Origin of the sequence: Oerskovia sp. NPDC057915, from assembly GCF_042887685.1 — a bacterium.
Taxonomy (GTDB): domain Bacteria; phylum Actinomycetota; class Actinomycetes; order Actinomycetales; family Cellulomonadaceae; genus Oerskovia.
The window spans coordinates 110961-128106 of record NZ_JBHVOS010000014.1 but is presented as its reverse complement, the minus strand read 5'-3'; the positions used below and the strand labels follow the sequence as shown (position 1 = coordinate 128106).

The window sequence follows — 17146 nt, the reverse complement described above, 5'->3', positions numbered from 1 at the left end:
GCGCGAGGTAGACCTCCGGGAGGTCTACCTCGCGCGCACGGGTCTACCTCGCCAGGACAGCGTCACTCACCCGTGAGCGGGCCGCCGAACCACTCCTCGATGAGCGCCCGCGCGATCGACGAACGGCTCGGGAGCCTCACGTCCCCGCTCTCCGTGGCCTGCGTGAGCTGCGCCCGGGTGAACCAGCGCGCGTCGGTGACCTCCTCGCCGTCGGGCCGGACGTCCGTCGTGAGCGCCGTGGCCGTGAAGCCCAGCATGAGCGAGGCCGGGAACGGCCACGGCTGGCTCGCCCTGTAGACGACCTCCCCGACCGTGACGCCGACCTCCTCGGCGACCTCGCGCCGCACCGCCTGCTCGAGTCCCTCCCCCGGCTCGACGTAGCCCGCGAGCGTCGAGAAGCGCCCCTCGGGCCAGTGCGCCGCGTGCCCCAGCAGGAGCCGGTCCTCGCCCGGGCCCGCGCCCGGGTCGACGACCGCCATGATGACCGCCGGGTCCGTGCGCGGGTAGTGCTCGACGCCCTGCGCCACGCAGCGCCGCACCCAGCCCGCCGCGACGGGCACGGTCGGCTCGCCGCAGCGCGGGCAGCGCTCGTTGGCGGCGTGCCAGGCCGCGAGCGCGACGGCCTCGGTCGCGAGACCCGTGTCGCGCGGCCCCAGCCGTGAGGCGAGCTCGCGCAGCCCCGCCCACTCGTGGGTGCGCACCAGGACCGACAGCGGACCCTTGGGATCCACGCCCTCGATGTCGAGGTCGAGGTCGTCGGCGTCGTCGGGCAGGAGGAGGGCCAGGAAGGACGTGCCCGACGGCGCATCCTCGCCCAGGAAGACCCAGCGCGGCGTGTTGCTGTGGTCGCCCGAGGCCGCGTGCGGCTCGGGAACGGCCGCGACCTCCTGCGGCGTCGCGAGCGCGAGCCCGTCCGGGCCGGTCGCGAGACGCCCGCGGTGCAGCAGCACCACGCGCGTCGAGGGGTCGGCGCGGAGCGTCGCGACCAGGTCCTCCTCGGTGCGGCGGTGCGCCGCACGGTCGAGCATGGAGCGTGCGAGCGGCAGGTGCGCGGCGAAGGCGCCGGAGGAAGCCGCCGAGCCGACGGCGGCGCCCGCGACGGGCATCGAGGTGGCGGCCTGGTCGGGGGTGGGGACGACGGGGTCCGGTGCGGCGGGCGAGGTCTGGTCTGTCACCTGTCGACCGTAGGTCACGCGGGGCACGCACGGCACGCGGCGCGTCCAGCCCGCAGACACGCCACGGACCGGGTGACGACGCCCGCCCCGCACCGACTACCGTGGACGAGTGCCACGCTCACCGCTCAACCTCGCCGCGCTCGCGACCGCGGCCGTCCCCGGCCTCGACGTCCGGTCCGTGCGACCGTCCGAAGCGACGGGCGACGACGACGTCGCGATCGTCACCGACAGCGGCGGTCAGGAGTGGGTCGTCCGGGCACCGCGCACCCTCGCGGCCGGTGCGGCCCTCGAGGCCGAGACCGCGCTCCTGGACTCCCTGCGCCACTACGTGACGACAGGAGTCCTGTCGTTCACGGTTCCCGACGTCCTGGGTTACGCGCTGCTCCCCGAGGGTGGGCGCGCCGTCGTGCACCACCGCTACGGCGGGGTGCCGCTCGACCTCGACACCCTGCGCCCCGGCCCCGGGCTCGCCGCAGATCTCGGACGCGTCCTCGCCGCAGTGCACGAGCTGCCGCACTCGGTCGTCGAGAACGCAGGGCTGCCCGTCTACACGGCCGCCGAGTACCGCGACCGGCGCCTCGCCGAGGTCGACGAGGCCGCCAAGACCGGCCGGGTCCCCTCGCGGCTCCTGCGCCGCTGGGAGTCCGCGCTCGAGGACGTGTCGCTGTGGAAGTACCAGCCCGTCGTCGTGCACGGCGACCTGGGCACCGAGCAGGTGCTCGTCGCCCGCGGACGCGTCGTGGCCATCACCGACTGGGCCGAGGCGCGCGTCGCCGACCCCGCCGACGACCTCGCGTGGCTGCTCGTCGCGGCACCGCCCGAGGCGATCGACTCGATCATGGAGGCCTACCAGCTCCGCCGCACCGAGCTCACCGACCCGCACCTGACCGAGCGGGCGCTGCTCGCCGGTGAGCTGGCACTGGCCCGCTGGCTGCTGCACGGCGTGCGCCACGGGCTCCAGGACGTGATCGACGACGCGGTCGACATGCTCATCGACCTCGACGAGGTGACGAGCGGGGAGAACGAGGGGTAGAGGGAGGACGCGATCAGGCGCCATGCCCCGCGACCAGCGCCTCCAGCTCCGCCGCGTCGAGCAGCCGCTCCGGGCGCACGGTCTCGTCGGAGCCCAGGTAGTAGAACGCCGCGTTGACCTTCTCGACGGGCAGCCCGGACCAGCGCGACCACGCGAGCCGGTAGACCGCGAGCTGGACCTCGCGCGTCCGCCGGGCCTCGGCGTCTCGCGGGGCCTTGCCCGTCTTCCAGTCCACGACCACGACGGCGTCCGTCGCGCCGCCCGCGTGCTCGGGGCTCTCGGGGAAGACCGCGTCGATGCGCGAGCGGAACATGATCCCGCCCACGGGCGTCTCGACGTCGACCTCCACGGCGATCGGTGTGCGCCCCGCCCACTCCGAGGCGAGGAACGTCTGCTGGAGCGCGTCGAGGTCCAGGTCCGGGGAGATGTCCTCGTCGTCGGCGCCGGGCAGGTCGTCGACGTCGAGCAGCGACGACGACGTGAAGTACTGCTCGGCCCACAGGTGGAACTGCGTGCCGCGGCGCGCGTGCACCGTGGGCTGCGCGGGCACGGGGCGTCGCAGGTGCAGCGCGTACTCACCCCGGTCCGCGGCCAGCCGCACGAGTCCCGACGCCGAGATGTGTGCCGGGAACGAGATCTCGCTGCTGCGGGCGTCGCGGCGGTTCCGCTCCTCCAGCAGGATGCGCGCGAGCTCGCGCAGGTCCGTGCCCGAACCGTCGAGCAGCGGAACCCGACCGTCCGAGACCGCACCCTGCTCCGCATCCCCGCCCCGACCTGTACCGGCCGAGAGCGACGCGCGGGCGTCGATCCGTCCACGGACCCGGTCTGCGGCAGCCCGCACGACCGCACGGGCACGCGGCCCGGTGGTCGGGACGGACGCGGGCGTGGGCGACCCGTCGGCCCCGGCCCGGTCCGTAGCGGCCCCGTCCGCCCCTGCCTCCCCGCGCGGCCACTCGGCCTCGTGGACCAGCTCGTCGCGCGGGTTGGTCTCGTCCTTCTCGGGCATGCCCGCCCAGTCGGACGCACTGATGATCCCGGCTTCGGCGAGCTCGACGAGGAACGGCGAGGGCGTGCGCGGCTTGGTCGCGTCACGCCACCAGGACCCGGCGAGCAGCAGCTCGGCGCGGGCGCGCGTGAACGCGACGTAGGCGAGGCGGCGCTCCTCGTCGACCTGGTGCTCGCCGCTCGCCGCGAGGAACTCCTTGCGCCGTCCGTCGAGGTCCTTGGCGTCCTCCGCGACCTCGTAGCGAAAGACGGGCACGTCCTCGGCATCACCGCGCAACGGGTACGGGAGGTTGCCCAGCCCGGTGAACCAGCCGCTGTCGGTGGGGCCCTTGTCCCCCACGGCGGTGTTGGGGAAGATCCCGTCGACCATGCCTGGCACGGCGACGACGTCCCACTCCAGCCCCTTCGACGCGTGCACCGTGATGATCTGCACCGCGTCGGGATCGGGCTCGCGGACGGGCAGGTCGAGGCCACGCTCCTGCGAGCCGGCCGTGCCGAGCCACGCGAGGAACGCGCCGAGCGTGGGAAGGTCCGCGGACTGCGAGAACGTCGCCGCGACGTCACGGAACGCGTCGAGGTGCGCGCGCCCGCGGTCCCCGATCTCCTCGCCGTACCCGCCCGCAGCGAGCGTCGCCGCGGTGGTCACCTCGATGTCCAGGCCCAGGGCCCGCTCAGCCTGGGTCACGAGCTCCGGGAGCGACAGGTACGTCTGCCCGCGCAGGTCGCGCAGCACCCTGGACAGCGCGACGAGCCGCGCGTGCCCGGCCTCGGTGAGCACGCGACCGTCCCGCGCGGGGTGCCCCGGGGCAGGCAGGTCGTCGAGCGCGTCGACGATCGACCGGTGGTCGACGACGTCACCCTCGACCACCGTGAGCGTCCCGTCCGCGGCGACGCCAGGCAGATCCGCCGCGCCAGGCGCCACGGGCCCGCCCAGCAGGTCGGTCGTACCCGACGCGCCCGCACCCGACGGACCGGCGGACGCTCCGCCGTCGGGCAGGGCACCGGGAGAGAGGTCCGTCGACGGGCGGCGTGCCGCGTCCCGGAGCGCCAGGTCCGCCGCCCAGCTGCTCAGCGCGTGCAGGTCCGCCGCGCCCAGGTTGAGACGCGGCCCCGTGAGGACGCGCATGAGCGAGTCGCCGCGCGACGGGTCGTGCGCGACCTCCAGGAGCGCCACGAGGTCCACGACCTCCGGGGTCGAGAGCAGACCGCCGAGCCCCACGACCTCGACCGGCAGCCCCTTGGCGCGCAGCGCGACCTCCATCGCGAGGAACTGCGAGCGCGCGCGGCACAGCACCGCGGCGGTCACGCGTTCCTGGCGGCGTGCGCGCGGGCGCCAGCGCTCGGCGACGAAGTCCGCGACCGCGGCGGCCTCCTCCTCGAGCGTCGCCGCGTACACACCCGTCACGACACCGCGCCCCGCACCGGGGCGCTCGTCGAGCTGCGGCACGGGCACGCGCGTGGCCCCCTCGCGCAGCGGCGCGGCCGTGACGTTGGCGGCTGCCAGGACCGCCCGGTCGTTGCGCCAGGACGTGCTGAGGTACCGCACGTCCGCGGGCGCGCCCGTGCTGCCGGGGCCCGTCGCGCGGAACCGCTCGGGGAACCGCGCCAGGCCCGACGCGCTCGCACCACGCCAGCCGTAGATCGACTGGTTCGGGTCGCCCACGGCCGTGACCGGGTGCCCGCCGAACAGCGCGCACAGCAGCTCGACCTGCGCGTAGGACGTGTCCTGGTACTCGTCGAGCAGCACGACCCCGTACCGGGCCCGCTCCCCCGCCCCCACCGCGGGCACGGTCCTGGCGAGCCTGGCCGCGATCGCGACCTGGTCCCCGAAGTCGAGCGAGTCCGACGTCCGCTTGCGCTCCTGGTACGTCTCGACGACGTCGAGCAGCCGGTGGCGTTCCCCGAGCGACCCGAGGAGGCGCTTGACCTCGGCGTAGTGCTCGGTGCGCTTGCCCCCGAGCGGCGTCGCCAGGACGGTGTCGACGATGCCCGTGATGCCCGCGCGGGCCTCGTCGGGGCTCAGCAGGTGCTCGCTCAGCGCCCCGGACAGCGACAGCACCGCGCCGACGACCGTCGAGAACGCCGCGTCGGTCTGGAGGTCGCCCGCCCAGCTCTCGACGACCTCCGCCGCGAGCTGCCACTGGCTGGCCTCCGAGAGCAGCCGGGCGCCGGGCTCGATGCCGATGCGCAGCGCGTGGTCCCCCACGAGCGAGGCCGCATACGAGTTGTACGTCGAGATCGCGGGCCGGTCCAGCATCGACAGCGCGGCGCCGTCCCTGCCCAGGGCGCGGTCGAGCTGTACGAGGCGCGACTGCACGCGCTCGGCGAGCTCGCCCGCGGCCTTGCGCGTGAACGTCAGGCCGAGCACGGCCTCCTTGGCGACCCAGTCGTTCGCGATGAGCCACACGACGCGCGCGGCCATGGTCTCGGTCTTGCCCGACCCCGCCCCGGCCACCACGAGCATCGGCTCGAGGGGTGCCTCGATCACGGCGACCTGCTCGTCGGTGGGTCGCGGACGCCCCAGCATCTCCGCGATGCGCACGGCCGAGAACCGCGGCTCGGGCAGCTCGTGCGCACCCGCCGCGCCGACGGTCCCGGCTCCCGCCGGGAGCCCGACAGCCCCGAGGTCGACGTCGTCGAACAGCGACTCGGCGCTCATGCGATCACCTGGCGGCCTTCCGTCGTGAGGGGGCAGGAGCGGCGCACGGGGCACACCGAGCACAGCTTGTTCTCGCGGGCCGTGAACACCGAGTCGGCCATGGTGTCCGCGACGTCCTCGACGAGCTCGCGCGCCCAGCTCGACCCGTCGGGCTCGGGCTCCAGCGCGGGCTGCGTCCGCAGGCCCGCGTCCTTGCCGTCACCCACGAAGACGAGCTGCGCGCCCGCGCTGCGGGTGCCGTCGGGCAGGTCGAGCACCCCGCCCTCGACCGCGAGCTGGTAGGTGCCGAGCTGGGGGTTGGTCACGGCCTCCGTGACCGACGGCTTGGTCTTGCCCGTCTTGAGGTCCGCGACGCGCACCGCACCGTCCCCGGCGTCCTCGACCCGGTCGATGACCCCGCGCAGCACGGCCCGGCCGATCTCCAGCTCGAACGGCGCCTCGACGAGCAGCGGCTCGCCCGAGGACTGCAGGTACCCGGCGAGACGGCCGACCATCTCCTCGGCCTTGTGGCGCGTCTGCGTCGCGGGCCAGCCCGGTGTGAGCGCGAGCTCGGGCCAGCGGCGGTCCAGCTCGGCCGCGAGCTCGGAGTGCGTCCCGCGCGGCGCCTCCTGCGCGATCGAGTGGACCAGGTTGCCCAGCGACTGCGCGGTCGCGTCGGGGGCCGTGCCGCCCGCGCTCTCCACGGCCCAGCGCAGCGCGCACCTGCTCACCGACTCGACCTTGGACGGCGAGATCATGACGGTGTCCTCGGGCCCCCACAGGGGCTCGGTGCTCGAGACCGGGTTGACGCCGTACCAGGACTCGGGCCGGGCCTCGCCGACGCCCGCGAGCGCCAGGTCGGCCAGCAGCTCGGCGAGGGCCTCGGCCCGTTCGAGGTCCGGGGCCCCGGTCCGGTCGGGTCGCGCTCCGCGCGCGGCCGGGCGGGGAGCGGCCGGCGACGTCGCGGGCGACTCCCGCACGACCTGCTCGACGAGCAGGCTGCGCGCCGAGGCGACGAGCCCGCGCAGGTCGAGCGGCTGGCCCACCTCGACGCGGCGCGGGTCGCGCTCCTCGTCGGGCGCACGTCCGCCACCGTCGCCGTCGCCGTCGTCCGGCGTCCCGCTCGTGGTGGGGGCGTCGTCGTCGAGCCCGGCGGGCGGGCACACGAGGTCGACGAACGGCGAGGGGACCTCGTCGACGTCGCTCACGGCCGTCACGAGCAGGCGCCGCGTCGCGCGCGAGGTCGCGACCGCGAACGACCGCAGCTCGTCGGTGAGGACGGCCCGCCGGGCGTCCGGCCCCAGGCCGTGCGCGTCCTGCGAGCGCCCCGCGAGGAGCTCGACGAGCGCCTCGGATCCGAGCAGCGAGTCGCGCAGCCGAAGGTCCGGCCACACGCCGTCCTGGACCCCGGCCACGACCACGACGTCCCACTCGCGCCCGGCCGCGCCGGCGGGAGTGAGGGCGGCGACCGAGTCCGTGCCCGCGGCACGGGCGGCGAGCGAGTCGGCGGGCAGGTCCTGGGACTCGAGGTACTCCACGAACGCCGACGGCGGAGCCCCCGGCATGCGGTCGACGAAGGTCTCCGCGGCGCGGAAGAGGGCGAGGACCGCGTCGAGGTCGCGGTCCGCGCGCGCACCGACGGCCCCTCCGCCCAGGGCTGCGTCGCGCCACCTGTCCGACAGGCCGGTCGCGCTCCAGATCGCCCAGAGGACGGTCTGCGCGGTCGCGTCGGGAGCGTGCGTGGACTCGCGCCCGGCGGCGATCACCCGGGCCACGGACACGGCTCCGCGGCGCACGCTCGTGGGCAGCGTCGCGGCGCGCGACTCGTCGAGCAGGACCTCGACCAGGAGCGCGTCCGACGTGCGGCCGCCGCCCGAGCCGAGCTCCTCGGCGCGCAACGCCCGGCGCAGCCGTCGCAGCGCGACCACGTCCAGCCCGCCCACGGGCGACGTCACGAGCGCGGCCGCCGTCACGGGGTCGAGCTCGTCGAAGGTCGCCGGCTCGTCGGACCGGGCGGGCTCCCGCTCGATCAGGGTCTCGGCGGGGTCCCCCACGTCGCGGGTCACGGCGTCGTCGATCCCGGCCGCGCCACGCACACCGTCGAGCCCCCGCGAGTACCCGGCCGGGGGCAGGCCCACCGCGACGCGCATGATCGCGAGCAGCGGCGTGACCGCGGGCTCCTCGCGCAGCGGCACGTCCGAGCCGAGGATGCCGACGGGCACCGAGGCCGCGATGAGCGCGCGGCGCAGCGTCGCGAGCTGGGCCCCGGCACGGCAGACCACGGCCATGCGTCCCCAGGGGGTGCCGTGCAGCAGGTGCTCGGCACGCAGCTCGCGGGCCACGTACGCGGCCTCCTCCGCGCCGCTGCCGAGCAGGGCGACCGAGGCACCACGCGGCGGGCCGTCCTCCGGGGCGGGGGCGGGCGACGGCGCCGCCCCGCGGTGGACCGCGCCGGCGACCGTGCCGATCTGGGTCGTCACCATCCGCGTGACCTCGCGCAGGTCGCCCGCCTGCCGCCAGGCGGTGCCGAGGACCTCGACGCGCGCGTCGAACTCGCCCGTCGCGGCACGCCGGCGCACGGGCGCCGCCGCCCGCCCGACCAGGGCCGGGCTCGCGCCGCGGAAGGTCTGGACGGCCGTGTCCGGGTCCGCGAGCAGGACGAGGCGCGCGCCGTCGTCGTGCACCACGCGCAGGAAGCGTGCGGTCGCGATCGTGGCCTCCTGGTAGTCGTCGACCACGACCAGGTCCCACCCGGGCCGGGGCGCTCCCGTGACCTCGTCCTCCCAGGCGAGCAGGGCCTCCGCGGCCTCGTCGACCACGACCGCCGGGTCGTAGCGCGAGCCCAGGTCCGGGGTCCCGACCCGCAGCGCCGTCACGTCGAGGTACTCCTGGTAGACCTGCGCGGCGGTCCGCCACTCGGGGCGGTCGTGCTGCGCGCCCAGGTCGTCGAGGTCTGCAGGGGTCAGGCCGCGCTCGGCCGCGCGCATCAGGAGGTCGCGCAGCTCCTGGCGGAGGCCGCGCAGGGCCAGCACCTCCTCGGGCAGCCCGTCCGGCAGGCGCAGCGGCACGCCCTCGCCGTCCAGGTGTCCCGCGAGCAGCTCGGCGAGCAGGAGGTCCTGCTCGGGGCCCGAGATGAGGGTGGGCGGCGGTTCGCCGGTCGCCGCGGCCCGCGCCCTGAGGACCGCGAACGCGGCGGCAGCGGCCGTGCGGACCATGGGGGCGCTGACCGTGCGGTCCGCGCGCGCCGACAACCGGTCGCGCACCTCCGCGGCGGACCGCCGCGACGCCGCGACCACCAGGATCCTGGCCGGGTCCACGCCCTCGCTGAGCGCCTGTGCCGCCACCTCGATGGCCACCGTCGTCTTGCCCGTCCCCGGCGCCCCGACGACGAGCGTCGCAGGCTCCGTGCGCGCCGCGTCGAGCGCAGCCCGCTGGGTCTCGTCGAGCCGGACCGGGGCCGCGGAGGCGGTGCCCGGCAGGACGAGGCGGAGGTCGGGAAGGTGCAGCACCCCAAGATCTCACCACGAGGCACCGACACCGCCGGGCCGCCACGGCACCCGCGAGGCGCGGCTAGAGCGTCGGCCAGCCGTTCGGCAGGCAGCCCTCGGTCGACATCGACTGCTGGACCATGACGGGGGCGAGCGCCCCGGGCGCCGGGCAGCTCACGTGGCGGTGCCCCAGTACGTGCCCGACCTCGTGGTTCACCAGGTACTGCCGGTACAGCGGCAGGTCCTGCCCGAAGTCCGTGGCACCGTTCACCCAGCGCGAGAAGTTGAGGATCGCGGCGCCCGTCGTCCCGCACGAGTACTCGCCGATCGTCTTGAGCGGGGCGCACAGCCGGTCGGTCGTCGCGGGGCTCGCGAGGACCACGCGGATGTCCGCGTCGCCCCCGGTCCGCGCGAACGTCACACCGTCCACGGCGCTCCACCCCCGCGGGTCGTTGAGCGTCGCGAGCACGGCGGCCGCGAACGTCTCGCCGTCCACGGGTAGCCCCTGCTCGACCTCGACGCGCACGCGCCTGACCGTCCCCGGCCCGGGGGCGGGCACCTCGGCCGGCACGACCACCAGCGCCCCACCAAGGTCCAGGACGACCTCCCGGCCGACCAGTCCCGACCCCTCCTCGACGACCCGCTCGAGCGGCAGCGGCAGCACCCCCGGGCCGTCGAGACCGAGCTGCGGGTCGCGGACCGAGCGGCTCGCGGTGGCCTGCGAGCGCACGTCGGTCGCGCCGTCCGTGCCGGCGCTCCCGTCCACCGGTCCGGTCGTCGCCCCGGGCGCCGCCTCCTCCTGCCCGACGCCGTCTCCACCCTGGTCGCCCGTCGCACCCGAGGCCACGGGCACCACAGGATCCGTCGGGGCGCCGGGGACCAGCGACCCCACGCCCAGGACACCGGCCCCGAGCCCACCCAGGACCCCGACCACGACGAACGCCGCCGCCGGACCGCGGCGCATCCCGCGCCGACGCGCGCTCGCGAGCCGCGCCCGGGTGCGTGCGCCACCTGACGTGCGCGGCGCCGTCGGGCCCGGAAAAGGGGCCTGACCTGGGTTTTCACCCTCCACCGGACGATCCCCCAGGGGTCCCCTCCAACCATCGACGGGCGCTCCTGGTGCATTCACCTGTCCATGATCGCATCGCCCGCCGCACCACCTCTGCGCTGCCCGTACTATCGCGGCATGTCGGGGGTCGCAGAGAAGCAGAGAATGCCCGGTCCGGTGCGCGCCCGCATGCCCAAGGGCGAACGGCGGTCGCAGCTGCTCACCATCGCCGAACGCCTGTTCTCCGACCACGGCTACCACCACATCACGATGGACGACATCGCCGACGGCGCCGGGGTCAGCAAGCCCGTCCTCTACCGGCACTTCCCGTCCAAGCTCGACCTGTACCTGGCGCTCGTCGACCAGCAGGGCGTGGCCCTCGTGGACTCGGTCCGCACCGTCCTCGCACCGTTCAGGTCCGCACCACCGGGCACGTCCCCCGGCGACGTCGACGCCCTCGCCGTGGACGGGCTCGCCGTGATCGAGGCCATCGTGCGGGCGTACGTCGACTACGCGCGGACCGCTGGACCGTCCGCGGGCCTCCTGTTCGAGTCCGACGTCATGCGCGACCCGGGCGTCCGGGCCCGCGTGCTCGAGCCCGACGAGGTCAACGCCCGCGAGTTCGCCCTCGTCCTCGGCCGCCTGACGTCCCTCACCGAGCACGAGGCGCTCGTCGTCGCCCGCACCTGCACCGCGATCGCGCGCAACGCCGCAGGCGAGGCCGCGCGCGCCGGCAGCGGCGTGACGAGCGAGGAGCTCACCCGCCTCGTGCCCGCGCTCGCGTGGCGCGGTGTCCACGGGATGCTCCGCCGCGAGCGCTGACACCGTCCCGGCCCCTCACCCGCCGCCACCAGCGCGGGAGCGCCCGGGACGTCCGGGAATCTCGTTAGTATCGGAGGAGTTGTCGACAAGTGGCCGGCGGGATCACCCGCGGGCGACGCTCGCGAAGGAGAATCACGTGGAAGTCACCATCGGTGTGCAGAACTTGGCCCGCGAGCTCGTGATCGAGACGGAGGAGACCACCGAAGCCGTGGCCGCCGCTGTCTCCGCTGCTCTGGCCGGCGGTCCGGCCCTCGAGCTGCTCGACTCGCGCGGACGCCGCGTCATCGTCCCGACGGCGTCGATCGGCTACGTCGAGATCGGCACCGAGGAGCAGCGTCGGGTGGGCTTCGGCTCGCTCTGACGACTCGCGTCCGGCGCGCGCAGCGCACGAGAGCGGGGCCCCGGCTGACACAGCCGGGGCCCCGCTCTCGTCGGCTGAGGGCCGCTCGGGCCGCGAGCCTGCGTGCGCCGCTCAGGCCACGAGGCCGCGTGGAACCGCTCAGGCCGCGAGGCCCAACCGCCCCATCCGGCGCGTGTGCTCCGCCGTGAGCTGGGAGAAGACCCACGCCTGCCGGTCGGCAGCCGTACCCGTCACGTCTGCCGCTCCGGGCGTGCCGGCGTCGGCGCGGTGGCCGGCGCCGTCCGCGAGGAGGCGGCTCAGCCCCTCGCGCTCGGCGAGCAGCGACTGCACCAGCCCGAGGGCCTCGCCCACGAGGCGCCGCCCCCACAGCGCGAGACGTGACGCGAGCACGGGGTCGGCCGCGGCGGCGTCGGCGATGACGGTCGCGGAGCGCTCGGAGTCCACACCGTCCGAGAGGATCTCCAGGACCAGGTCGCGCGACCGGTCGTCGAGCCCGTCCGCGGCGAGCCGGCAGAAGTCGTCGGCCACCCCGTGCCCGACGTACCCCTTGAGGACGCCCTCCCACCAGGTGCTCGACGGGGTGCGGCTCTCGAAGTCGTCGAAGATGCCGTCGAAGGCGCCCATCTCGGCCTCGGGGTCACCGCCCAGGTCCGCGATGCGCTCCAGGACCCGCTCGTGCCGGGCAAGCATCTTGCCCGCGTGCCGGGAGAGCTGGTGGCGCTGCGCGAGGGTCGGGGCGTTCGCCGCATCGGCGGCCAGACGCCCGAACGTCGCGAGCTCGGTGTACGCGATGAGACCCAGGAGGCCGATCACGTCGCGGTCGGTCGCGAGCCTCTCCGTACCGCCGGACAGGTCGTGGTGCTGGGGCTCGCTCATCCGGCCAGAATAGTCGAGCGCCCTCCACCGGCCGCGACATGAAACGTGACAACACGGGTGATGACGGGTCCAGGGGGAGCAGTCCGATACAATGGGCGGGTACATCGGTTGCCCGGTCGTCCGAATCCCCCGGCCCCCGGTGGGTGCTCCTGAGCCCCACCCCGTGCCGAAAGACTTGCGAACGACACTGCACGACGCCGACCTCGGTCGGTGCGCGCGGGCGGAACCGGGGTTCGCGCCTCACGGCCGACGACCCCCGACGACGTCTTCGCGGCGAATACCCACGATCGGCTGCCGGCCACTAGGCGCGAGAGACCGTACCTGCCTGGGACTTCCCGGAGCATCGTGGACCCGCCAACCGTCGGGTCGATCACGCACGTGCGGCGCCTCGCGCCAGACATCAGAACCACGAGGCACCAGTGACCACCACCGAAGTTCCCGTCGAGCCCACCGCGCTCGACCTTCCCTCTTCCGAGACCCCTGCCGACGACGTCCAGGGCACGCTGTCGTCGAGCGTCCAGGCCAAGGACGTCTCCTTCGCGGACTTCGGCGTCCGCCCGGAGATCGTCGAGGCGCTGGCCGACGCCGGCATCACCCACCCGTTCCCCATCCAGGCCATGACGCTGCCGGTCGCGATGTCGGGCCACGACATCATCGGCCAGGCCAAGACCGGCACCGGCAAGACGCTCGGTTTCGGCGTTCCGCTGCTGCACCGCGTCGTCGCCCCGGGCGAGGAGGGCTTCGACCAGCTCCCTGCACCGGGCAAGCCGCAGGCCCTCGTCATCGTCCCGACCCGCGAGCTCGCCGTCCAGGTCGCCGGCGACCTCGAGGCCGCGTCGGCCAAGCGCAGCGTCCGCATCATCCAGCTCTACGGCGGCCGTGCGTACGAGCCGCAGATCGCGACGCTCAACGCGGGCGTCGAGGTCGTCGTCGGGACCCCCGGTCGCATGATCGACCTCATGAACCAGGGCCACCTCAACCTGACGCGCGCACGCTGCGTCGTGCTCGACGAGGCCGACGAGATGCTCGACCTGGGCTTCTTGCCCGACGTCGAGAAGCTCCTCTCGCGCACGCCCGCGGCCCGCCACACCATGCTGTTCTCGGCGACCATGCCGGGCGCGGTCGTCTCGATGGCGCGTCGCTACATGACGCAGCCGACGCACATCCGGGCCAACGACCCGGACGACGGCGGTCAGACCGTCAAGAACATCAAGCAGGTCGTCTACCGCGCGCACGCGCTCGACAAGGTCGAGGTCCTCGCGCGCATCCTCCAGTCCGAGGGCCGCGGCCTGACGATCGTGTTCGCACGCACCAAGCGCACGGCCGCCAAGGTCGCCGACGAGCTCGCCGACCGCGGCTTCGCGTCCGGCGCGATCCACGGCGACCTGGGCCAGGGCGCCCGCGAGCAGGCACTGCGTGCGTTCCGCTCGGGCAAGATCGACGTGCTCGTCGCGACCGACGTCGCCGCGCGAGGCATCGACGTCGACGACGTCACGCACGTCGTGAACTACCAGTGCCCCGAGGACGAGAAGACCTACCTGCACCGCACGGGCCGTACGGGCCGCGCGGGCAACAAGGGAACGGCCGTCACGTTCGTCGACTGGGACGACGTGCCCCGCTGGTCGCTCATCAACAAGGCCCTGGACCTGAACATCCCGGAGCCCGTCGAGACGTACTCGACGTCCCCGCACCTGTACACGGACCTCAACATCCCCGAGGGCACCAAGGGCCGCCTGCCCAAGTCGGCGCAGACCCGCGCCGGCCTCGACGCCGAGAAGCTCGAGGACCTGGGCGAGACCGGCAAGCGTGGCGGTTCGCCGTCGCGCGGCGGTCGTGACGCTGGGCGCGACGCGGGCCGTTCGGGCTCGCGCGACGCCGGGCGTGCGGGTGGCCGTGACGGCGGGCGCAGCGGTTCGCGCGACGCCGGCCGTTCCGGTGGTCGCGAGGGTGGCCGCAGCGGCGAGGGTGCACAGCGCTCCTCGTCCACGGGTGCCACCGACGCTGCACAGGCCCCGCGCACCGAGGCTCCGGCTGCGGGCGCCTCGGCGGAGGGCGCTCCCTCGCGTCCGCGCCGACAGCGCAACCGCCGCCGCACGCACGGTGGTGCATCGGACGCAGCCGGTGCACCGGCGTCGGCCGAGTGATCCTCGACCGCCTCGCCTGACCTGACGGCGGGCCGTCGCTCTGCGGAGCGGCGGCCCGCCGTCGTGTCCGGGGGCGGATGGCGCTGCTCCGGAGATCGGCCGGCACCTGTCGAGCTCGTCGGAGCGCGGCTCGCGGGTCGGGTCTAGCGTGGGTCCATGGAACCTCGCGTCAGTCTGATCACCCTGGGGGTGCGCGACGTCGCCCGGGCGCGCGCCTTCTACGTCGACGGTCTCGGGTGGGAGCCGGTCAACGAGGTCCCGGGCGAGGTCGTGTTCCTCCAGGTGGGGCACGGCCTGCTGCTCTCGCTGTGGCGCCGCGCAGACCTCCTCGAAGAGGCCGGTCCCGGTGTCCACGAGGCCCACCACGGCCCCGCGCCGGTGGTGCCCGTCGCGCTCGCGCACAACGTCGGCTCCCCCGCCGAGGTGGACGACGTCCTGGCGAGCGCGCTCGCCGCTGGAGGCTCCGTCGTCGTGCACGCGCAGGTGCGCGTGTGGGGCGGTTACTCGGGGTACTTCGCGGACCCGGACGGGTTCCGCTGGGAGGTCGCGCACAACCCGGGCCTCCTGGTGTCCGACGACGGCCGGGTCACCTTCGTCGCGCCGGAACCCGATCCGGGAGCCTGGTAGGCCGGAGCCGACTGCCGAGGTAGACCCGTGTGCGCGAGGTAGACCTCCCGGGGGTCTACCTCGCGCGCACGGGTCTACCTCGCGCTCGCGATGGGCGACGTCAGGGCGTCCAGTCGACGTCCGAGACCTCGTTCCAGCCGATGCCCGCCGCCGTCCAGCGCGGCGACACCTGGACGAGCCGGTCGCGGAAGTCCGGGTAGCTGCGGTCGGCCTGCTCCGACCACGCGACCTCGGCCGTCGCGGGCAGGCGCGGGAAGAGCATGAAGTCGGCGTACTGGTCGACGGGCACGAACTCGTCGAGGCTCTCCGGGGCCCTGGTGAGGCTGTCGGGGTAGGAACGGTCGGACCAGAGCAGCACCTCGACGCCCGCCATGTCCGACTCGTCGGCCAGGACGTTCTTGCCGTCGGGCGAGGTCAGCTGGGTGCCAGGGTCCCAGTCGTAGGCCTCCTCGAGCGTGATCTGCGCGGCCCACTCCAGGCCGTACGGGGTGTCGTCGTCGTACTTCATGTCGAGGTAGGTGCGATCCGCCGGGGACATGATGAGGCGGGCACCCTTGTCGAGCGCTGCCTGGACGTCGACCAGGTCCGCGTTCTTGGCCTCCCACCCGATGACGCCCCGCTGTGCGTCGACCCCCCAGTACTGGACGAGCGTGCCCGGCGGCAGCTCCTCGGAGGCACCCCACTGGTGCCAGCCGATCACGGTCTTCCCGTGAGAGGTCGCGATCTCGTTCGCCGCCTCGGTGTAGTTCTCGTACCAGCCGGGCGGGCTCGGGGCCTCGTCGCCACCCAGGTGCAGGTAGGGGCCGGGGTTCTGCCCCGCGACGGACGCGAGGACCGTCTGGAGGAAGGCCCGGACGTTGCCCATGTTCTCGTCGCTCGCACAGACGATCGGGTTGTTCACCTCGGGGCCCCAGTACTGCGCCGTGGGGACGCCGTCGCACGTCAGCGAACCGAGCGACGCCTGGGCGGCGAGCGTGTGGCCGGGGCCGTCGATCTCCGGTACGACCGTCATGTACTTCTCGCCCGCGTAGGCGACGATCTCCGCGTACTCCTCGGCGGTGTAGTACCAGCGCTCGCCCTCGCCACTGCCCGGCTCCCACCATTCCTGGGTCGTGGAGCCGATCTCGGTGAGCTGGGGCAGGGCGTCGACGGCGATGCGCCAGCCCTGGTCGTCCGTGAGGTGCAGGTGGAGCGCGTTGAGCTTGTAGGTCGACGCGTGGTCGATGAAGCGCTTGACGGACTCGACCGGGTAGAAGCGGCGGGCCACGTCGAGCATCGCACCCCGGTAGGCGAAGCGGGGCGCGTCGGTGATCGTGACGGCCGGGGCGGTCCACCCGTCAGCGGGGGCGTCCTGGACGGTGGTCGACTCGATCTCGGCGGGGAAGAGCTGGCGCAGCGTCTGCACACCACGGAAGAGTCCGGGGGGCGCGGCTGCCTTCAGGACGACCTGGTCGTCGTCGACCGTGAGCTCGTACGCGTCGACCGCCGGGTCGTCGAGCAGGCCGTTGCGGTCCCAGACGACCTCGGGGTCAGGGGCGAGCTCGAGCCGGATCTCGCCCGCCGCGCCGTCGACGGCCGGGCCCAGCGGCAGCTCGAAGCCCGTCGCGGTGCCCAGGTACTCGGCGAGCTCCTCGCCGACGTGGTGGACGTCTGGGGCCATGTCCTCCGGGGTGACCAGGGCGATGGTCGAGTCCGCCGCGAGGGTGAAACCCTTGCCCTCGTCGACGCTCACGTCCGTGGGCACGGGGACGAGCCCCAGGCCGATCGACGGGATCGTGCTCTCCTCGGCCGTGCAGGCCGTGAGCAGCGTCGCGGCGAGGATCGTGGCGATGACCCCCGCGGTGAGGGCGGCGGGTCGACGGCGACCTGGCGAGTTCATCAGCACTCCTTCGTAACTCATGACCGGAGAAAGCCACGCCGTCTCCTGGC

General features: G+C 74.5%; 11 protein-coding genes. 5 read left to right on the top strand and 6 right to left on the bottom strand.

What is annotated here, in order from left to right:
• Positions 1-62: 62 nt before the first annotated feature.
• Positions 63-1175: an NAD(+) diphosphatase gene (gene nudC, locus ACFVQ3_RS11275; protein ID WP_387638794.1), complete on the bottom strand. Its 1113-nt coding sequence runs from the start codon at positions 1173-1175 to the stop codon at positions 63-65.
• Positions 1176-1284: 109 nt separating this feature from the next.
• On the opposite strand from nudC, the gene ACFVQ3_RS11270 reads away from it, so the two are divergent.
• Positions 1285-2208, top strand: coding sequence for a phosphotransferase (locus ACFVQ3_RS11270; RefSeq protein ID WP_387638792.1), 924 nt, complete (start codon positions 1285-1287; stop codon positions 2206-2208).
• A 13-nt stretch (positions 2209-2221) separates the two neighbouring features.
• On the opposite strand, the gene ACFVQ3_RS11265 is transcribed toward ACFVQ3_RS11270, so the two are convergent.
• From ACFVQ3_RS11265 to ACFVQ3_RS11255, 3 genes are all read right to left on the bottom strand, one after another.
• The gene (locus ACFVQ3_RS11265; RefSeq protein WP_387638789.1) at positions 2222-5872 is read right to left on the bottom strand and encodes a UvrD-helicase domain-containing protein; all 3651 of its coding nucleotides are present in this window, start codon (positions 5870-5872) and stop codon (positions 2222-2224) included.
• Complete coding sequence (locus ACFVQ3_RS11260; protein ID WP_387638786.1) at positions 5869-9360, bottom strand: ATP-dependent helicase; 3492 nt, start codon at positions 9358-9360, stop codon at positions 5869-5871. Before ACFVQ3_RS11260 ends, ACFVQ3_RS11265 begins: the two co-directional genes overlap by 4 nt.
• Before the next feature lie 61 nt (positions 9361-9421).
• Entirely contained in the window at positions 9422-10303 is an 882-nt protein-coding gene (locus tag ACFVQ3_RS11255) for a DUF3152 domain-containing protein (protein WP_387638783.1), read from the bottom strand.
• 222 nt (positions 10304-10525) lie between these two features.
• Between ACFVQ3_RS11255 and ACFVQ3_RS11250 the strand changes: the two genes are divergently transcribed.
• Both ACFVQ3_RS11250 and ACFVQ3_RS11245 read left to right on the top strand, forming a co-directional pair.
• A complete protein-coding gene (locus ACFVQ3_RS11250; protein WP_387638780.1) occupies positions 10526-11209 on the top strand; it encodes a TetR/AcrR family transcriptional regulator in 684 nt (227 codons plus the stop codon).
• Between the two features lie 136 nt (positions 11210-11345).
• Positions 11346-11570 (top strand): DUF3107 domain-containing protein, encoded by a 225-nt coding sequence (locus ACFVQ3_RS11245; protein WP_030150741.1) that lies wholly within the window; start codon positions 11346-11348, stop codon positions 11568-11570.
• A gap of 138 nt (positions 11571-11708) precedes the next feature.
• Here the strand turns inward: ACFVQ3_RS11245 and ACFVQ3_RS11240 are convergent, their stop codons facing one another.
• Positions 11709-12446, bottom strand: coding sequence for a ferritin-like fold-containing protein (locus tag ACFVQ3_RS11240; protein WP_387638777.1), 738 nt, complete (start codon positions 12444-12446; stop codon positions 11709-11711).
• A gap of 419 nt (positions 12447-12865) precedes the next feature.
• Here ACFVQ3_RS11240 and ACFVQ3_RS11235 point away from each other — a divergent pair, with 419 nt between their 5' ends.
• Positions 12866-14590 (top strand): DEAD/DEAH box helicase, encoded by a 1725-nt coding sequence (locus ACFVQ3_RS11235; RefSeq protein ID WP_387638775.1) that lies wholly within the window; start codon positions 12866-12868, stop codon positions 14588-14590.
• Positions 14591-14746: 156 nt separating this feature from the next.
• Positions 14747-15217, top strand: coding sequence for a VOC family protein (locus ACFVQ3_RS11230; RefSeq protein ID WP_387638772.1), 471 nt, complete (start codon positions 14747-14749; stop codon positions 15215-15217).
• A gap of 100 nt (positions 15218-15317) precedes the next feature.
• Here ACFVQ3_RS11230 and ACFVQ3_RS11225 read toward each other — a convergent pair whose 3' ends face one another.
• Positions 15318-17096 carry a beta-N-acetylhexosaminidase gene (locus ACFVQ3_RS11225; RefSeq protein ID WP_387638769.1) on the bottom strand — a complete coding sequence of 593 codons (1779 nt, stop codon included), beginning with the start codon at positions 17094-17096 and terminating at the stop codon, positions 15318-15320.
• Positions 17097-17146: the final 50 nt, after the last annotated feature.

Coding starts and splice junctions, on each gene's coding strand:
- ACFVQ3_RS11265 (WP_387638789.1), bottom strand. CDS start 5,872: ATGAGCGCCGAGTCGCTGTTCGACGACGTCGACCTCGGGGCTGTCGGG.
- ACFVQ3_RS11255 (WP_387638783.1), bottom strand. CDS start 10,303: ATGCGCCGCGGTCCGGCGGCGGCGTTCGTCGTGGTCGGGGTCCTGGGT.
- ACFVQ3_RS11250 (WP_387638780.1), top strand. CDS start 10,526: ATGTCGGGGGTCGCAGAGAAGCAGAGAATGCCCGGTCCGGTGCGCGCC.
- ACFVQ3_RS11240 (WP_387638777.1), bottom strand. CDS start 12,446: ATGAGCGAGCCCCAGCACCACGACCTGTCCGGCGGTACGGAGAGGCTC.
- ACFVQ3_RS11230 (WP_387638772.1), top strand. CDS start 14,747: ATGGAACCTCGCGTCAGTCTGATCACCCTGGGGGTGCGCGACGTCGCC.
- ACFVQ3_RS11225 (WP_387638769.1), bottom strand. CDS start 17,096: ATGAACTCGCCAGGTCGCCGTCGACCCGCCGCCCTCACCGCGGGGGTC.